This is a genomic window from Chthonomonas sp. (assembly GCF_035294165.1).
In the GTDB taxonomy this organism is placed as follows: Bacteria; Armatimonadota; Chthonomonadetes; order Chthonomonadales; family Chthonomonadaceae; genus Chthonomonas.
Genome location: NZ_DATGLN010000102.1, coordinates 1 through 2,020 on the forward strand (window position 1 = coordinate 1; position 2,020 = coordinate 2,020).

General features: G+C 53.8%; 2 protein-coding genes. One reads left to right on the forward strand and one right to left on the reverse strand.

Annotated elements, in window-relative coordinates; translation table 11 throughout:
- A partial coding sequence (locus VKV29_RS05280; protein ID WP_324200258.1) for a divalent metal cation transporter occupies positions 1-261 on the reverse strand: 261 nt, incomplete at its 3' end.
- A 322-nt stretch (positions 262-583) separates the two neighbouring features.
- Here VKV29_RS05280 and VKV29_RS05285 point away from each other — a divergent pair.
- A partial coding sequence (locus tag VKV29_RS05285) for an aldehyde ferredoxin oxidoreductase N-terminal domain-containing protein (RefSeq protein ID WP_324200259.1) occupies positions 584-2,020 on the forward strand: 1,437 nt, incomplete at its 3' end.

Below are 2,020 nucleotides of genomic sequence, written 5' to 3' on the forward strand. Positions count from 1 at the left end.
TGTCGCAACACCCCTACCATACTTTTTTCTGACGGCCTTAGCTAGCCCCATTCCTCCAGCTATACCCACACGGCCAGCCGCGTCCTGAACAATGACCAGGGGCACCGTGAGTGCGAGCATAACGAACACCATTCTATAACCCCAGCTCGACCCCGCCTGAAGACCGGTTATTATGGATGCTACATCCACGTCGGCCATCATAACTAGCCAGGCTGGTCCAAATCCTTTGGCGAACCAGTTAATTGTATCAGTTTTAGTCAAGGCTTCCCCCTTAGCCTATAGGGATTCGTTGGCTTAAGGTGCCAACTCACGCTCCATGTGTCTTGGTGGTGCGACCCAGCCACCCCTTAAGCCATCCGATAAAACCATGGGTCTACGTTTGACATAAGTCATATGTTTGGCAAAACGGTCACAAATTTAGGCTTATCGAGACGTGATATATCGTTGGTCAACGCCACGTCATATCAGTTCAGATGAACCACGGTTTAGATCCTACTCGGAAATCTTATTAGATCAACACGGATAGAGTTTTCGGTGTACACCAATCGGATTCTCTGGAGGCTATATTAACAACTTCGCAGTTGTGGACCTATCGAAGAGTGCGGTAGAATATGAGGATATAGATGAGCGCATCGCTGAGTCATTTATCGGTGGGAGGGGGTACGGGGTAAAGAGGTTATACGACCATAACCCAAAACTTGAGCCCTACTCCGAAGAGAGTTGGATAGGGGTATACACTGGCCCAGTCACTGGGACAGCGACGCCTCTCGCGAACAGGCTGACGATCGTGTTCAGATCCCCACTAACAAGAACAATAGCATATGCGAACACGGGTGGCTACGCTGCGGCAGCACTCAAACTCGCGGGCTTCGACGGGATTGAAATAACGGGTAAAAGCCAGACACCCAAATACATTCTCGCAAAAGATGGTAGGCTCGACTTGCTCGATGCCTCAAGCCTCTGGGGGAGGGGTGCGAGCGAGTGCATCAGGATTCTCAAAGCCAAGCACGGAGATGTCAGGGTACTATCCATAGGTATAGCGGGGGAGAACATGGTGAAGTTCGCGAACATAGTAAACGACGCTGGGAGGTCGAGTGGTGTACGTCACGGCGCCGGAGCCGTGTTTGGAAGCAAGAAGCTGAAGGCCGTGGCAATAGCCGCGGACTACACTAAGAGGGTACCCGTCGCCGACAGGGAGGGATTCATGGGGGTTCTCAAACGCGTCGACGCTAAGATTAGGGCGTCGCCCATGCTAAATAGGGCAACAGGGCTCTTCTCGACATACGGGACGCCTCTTGCGGTTGAGCCGCTAAGCCGATACGAGGCTTTACCCTTCCATAACTATACGCAGACGCGTTTCGAAGGCGCATCAGAGTTGACAGGCCAGAAGATGAGTAGCACAATCCTGATATCCCGGCTCACATGTAGCGCCTGCCCGGTTCAGTGTAGGAGGGAGACTGCGGGTGTTAGGAAGTACAGCTTCCGAGGGGAGGGGCCTGACTACGCGCAGATATCCTCGCTTGGCACCAACTGCGGTGTGGGCGACTTGGAATCTGTCGCATACATGAATTATTTGTGCTACGAGTTGGGATTGGACCCCATCGAAACGGGTAACCTGCTCGCCATCCTGGCCCAAGCCACAGAGAAGGGCCTCGTCTCCCCCGAGCTTGGACTTAGGTGGGGGGATGTGGACCGCATGGTCGACCTAATACACCTAATCTCGACGAGGAGCGGTATGGGGGGTACACTCGCCGAGGGCGCCGTGGGCCTGTGCAATACGTTGGGCGACCCATCTCTCACCACGGCGGTTAAGGGGATAACGATACAGAACGCTGACCCCCGCGTGGAGTATGCCTGGGGTCTGCTTAACGCCACAGAGAACTCAGGGGCCTCCGCGCACATATGGGTGTACCCCGACCTTATCTACGCCTTTGTAGATCTACTAGGTGTAAGGAGCCTTGTCGCCCACATTGCTCAAAACGAGTACGATAAACTCGCCTCGGCTGTAAAACAAAAGCAG